We start from the raw sequence: 2,901 nt of genomic DNA, 5'->3' as shown, positions 1-2,901 counted from the left end.
TGATTTAAAGGAGAGTGATTTTGGTATTTCGCTGATCGCCGATATTAGTTGCGATTTGGAAGGACCTATTCCCACAACAATTCGAACCAGCTCCATTGAAGAACCGTTTTACGACATCAATACAGACGATGTGAGTGAGCAACCGGCCTTTAGCTCTGCCCGAAATGTAACCGTTATGGCGGTGGATAACCTGCCTACTGCCTTGCCGCTGGATGCCTCACACACTTTTGCCCGCGATTTATATACCAAGGTTTTTCCTTCGCTGTTTGGAACCGATGATGATGGTGTTATTCAACGGGCAACTATTCTGAAAGATGGTAAACTAACCGAACGGTACCGGTACCTTTCCGATTACCTGGGAAGTGAATTATAAGGAGACCACCATGGCTCCGGCAACAAATCCGGCAATCAGGTAGTAGATGCGTGATTGCCGGATTTTATTTTTCTCATCGGTCAACTTGAGGTTTTCGATCCGTTGGTTTTCCAATGACTCATCGTTTTGTTTCAGCTGATCGTACCAGTATTGTGCCTCCAGTTTCTGAATGTGAAGAGCACTGTCCTGCAGAAACGATTTTTCAGCCTTTAGTGCTAATTGGTGTTGGTAAAGTTTGATGCGCTCTTTGTTAAGATCGTTTTGCGTAGCATCAGTTAAAAGCTGACGTAGTTGAATCTGGGGAACGACAAAGAGGGTGTCGGTTCCGGTATTTTCTTTCACCTGGCCCGGCAATAAAAGTTCTGTTTGGGCGAAGGTGGTTAATTGGGCTCCCAAAAGCAGGAGCATGAACAGCAGAATCTTTTTCATTGGTATCGTTTATTTATTAGGTCTTTTAAGTCAGCTGCCGATGCTGTGTTAATCTCCCGTAATTTTTCTTTTTCGTATTCGTCAAGCTGTCCCAGCTGCTCAGCGATCAGTGCCGATTTGTAGTCGAGGTAGCGAATTTGTGCTTCCAAAGCCCGCAGCTTTGTTTCGTAGACTTCTTTTTCTTCGGTCCATAGCTTTCGTTTTTGCTCATGCTCTTCTTTTATCTTATTCAGCTTGATCTCACTTATTTTCTTGCCAAATATTTTTGATTTGAATCCGGCCCAAAGGAGTGTGATGCCACCGATCAGTCCACCGGGGCCGGTATAAGTCAGGCTAACGAAAATGAGTACTGCTACAATTGCCAGCAGGATGATGCCGATAATCACAAGTTTGATATTCTTTTCCATACCATTGGGTTTAGCTAGGGTCATCTCCTACGATCTCTTTGCCCTCAGTCGTTTGTTGCGGACTATTGCTGGCTGAATCCTCACTTTGAGCAACTTCAGCTTTGATGCGGGCAATGTTCTCCCGGGTTTGATTATCAGCATGAATCAGCTTTTCCTCGTTTTGATCTTTGCGATCCATCACGCGGAAGACTTCTTTCATACCAAAGATCAAGGCCCAGATTGTGGTGTTGAAGGTTACCCATTGTTCTTTGTCGATGAGCCCTTTACAAATCAGGTAGGTCGAAATCCAGGTACAACCAATCAGGCCCCACACTTTTACCGAGATTAAGGTAAACAGGAGTTTTGAAAACCATTTGGGCCAGAAGCCTTCTTCGTTAATGGTAAAATATTCGTCGCGGGTTGATTTTTGTTTATTCATCTATTTCGTGTTTGAGGGTTAGTGTAAGTAGCGTTTCCCATGTTTGAGGGCCTGGAATGCCATCAATGAGTAGGTGATAATCGGATTGGAAATTTTGGATGGCCGCTCGTGTCCGGATGCCCATGATGCCATCTATCGGGCCGGGCGAGTAGCCTAATTGTGTTAGGCGTTTTTGAATTCCAGGAATTGTTTTTTCGATTGGCGCAAAAGCTGAACTTTGGGCACTGGCGCTTCTTTTTGTTTCAATCCAGTCTTGTAGCACGTAGCCGGGGCAGGCGCGTTTGCCAAAATGATAATGTCCCCACAAATCCTGATCGTTGAGATTGAAGGTCTTTTGCAGGTAGCCAACTAATTTGCCCAACGAATTTAGTTGTTCAGTGGTCGGTTCACTGGTCCCCAAATCGTGTCCTGCTCCGGGGAAATTGCCTTGTACCATAATGCCGATGCTGGTTGTATTTTGTCCGGTACAGTGCCAGGTAATGTCCGTAAATTTGTTGGCCTGTACCACCTCGCCATTTTTGCGGATCCCGAAATGGTAGCAAAAATGAGGACAGCCGGCCTTCGAGATGTGATTGTGTTCAGAAGCTGTGATGTGGTAACGGTTGACTTCTTCAATTGAACTTTCACCAAGTTCCTGGTGAACGATGATTTTGTGAATCTGCCCTAATTGTCGCTTCTTCCACAGCCGGAACGGATGGGCCGGCAAGGTCGCAATAAGATTCTGAATTTGCATGATGGTGCTATTGGTTGATTATTTGGTTGAAACTAAGTTTGTTTATCGCGTATGTAAGTTATGAAAAGTAATCCAATAATGCATGGCCTTCCTTCATAAAACTTTTTGAGAATCAGTAAATACGGGAAATAGCCTTTTCGAAGGCCTCTGGCGGAGGGATTGGTTGAAGAAAAAATATTAAAATCCGATCAAATAAAATCGACCGAATGTTAATTTCTTTTCAATGAAAATATTATTTTTGCCTCCCGTTAAGCGATCGGGATGTAGCGCAGTTGGTAGCGTACCACGTTCGGGACGTGGGGGTCGCTGGTTCGAATCCAGTCATCCCGACATCAAAAAAGGATTAATCAGTAGTGATACCGATTAATCCTTTTTTTAATTCCTGCAATGTCTCGATTATTGAGCTTCTCTTTGTTTGTTGCTACCAATAATAGTGGGAGAGAAGGAGTTCCGGGTTGCTGGTTCAGATCGTTAATTGTTAATCAATAATCGGCAATCGTTAATCCCTGAAGTTTTGAGTTCCAAGTTCCGGGTTTCTGTC

The 2,901-nt window shown here is 44.2% G+C and carries 4 protein-coding genes, 1 tRNA gene and 1 pseudogene; 2 read left to right on the top strand and 4 right to left on the bottom strand.

Annotated elements, in window-relative coordinates; genetic code table 11:
- Nucleotides 1–373: pseudogene (locus AC37HE_RS00090) on the top strand (alanine dehydrogenase); the annotation flags it as partial.
- Here the strand turns inward: AC37HE_RS00090 and AC37HE_RS00085 are convergent.
- Genes AC37HE_RS00085 through AC37HE_RS00070 form a run of 4 tightly spaced genes read right to left on the bottom strand, consistent with a single transcriptional unit; the run spans nucleotide 368 to nucleotide 2,360 of the window.
- Nucleotides 368–802, bottom strand: a complete 435-nt coding sequence (locus AC37HE_RS00085) for a hypothetical protein (protein WP_500780726.1) — start codon at nucleotides 800–802, stop codon at nucleotides 368–370. The pseudogene AC37HE_RS00090 and the gene AC37HE_RS00085 sit on opposite strands and share 6 nt — an antisense overlap.
- Complete coding sequence (locus tag AC37HE_RS00080; RefSeq protein WP_500780725.1) at nucleotides 799–1,209, bottom strand: hypothetical protein; 411 nt, start codon at nucleotides 1,207–1,209, stop codon at nucleotides 799–801. The genes AC37HE_RS00085 and AC37HE_RS00080 overlap by 4 nt, the downstream gene beginning before the upstream one ends.
- Before the next feature lie 10 nt (nucleotides 1,210–1,219).
- Complete coding sequence (locus tag AC37HE_RS00075) at nucleotides 1,220–1,627, bottom strand: hypothetical protein (RefSeq protein ID WP_500780724.1); 408 nt, start codon at nucleotides 1,625–1,627, stop codon at nucleotides 1,220–1,222.
- Nucleotides 1,620–2,360: a peptidoglycan recognition protein family protein gene (locus AC37HE_RS00070; protein WP_500780723.1), complete on the bottom strand. Its 741-nt coding sequence runs from the start codon at nucleotides 2,358–2,360 to the stop codon at nucleotides 1,620–1,622. Before AC37HE_RS00070 ends, AC37HE_RS00075 begins: the two co-directional genes overlap by 8 nt.
- Nucleotides 2,361–2,617: 257 nt before the next feature.
- Between AC37HE_RS00070 and AC37HE_RS00065 the strand changes: the two genes are divergently transcribed.
- Nucleotides 2,618–2,690: transfer RNA gene (locus AC37HE_RS00065), tRNA-Pro, on the top strand.
- Nucleotides 2,691–2,901 lie beyond the last annotated feature (211 nt).

The organism is Mangrovibacterium sp., assembly GCF_059905295.1.
The sequence above is the reverse complement of the archived record's forward strand: the minus strand, read 5'-3'. Positions and strand labels throughout refer to the sequence as shown.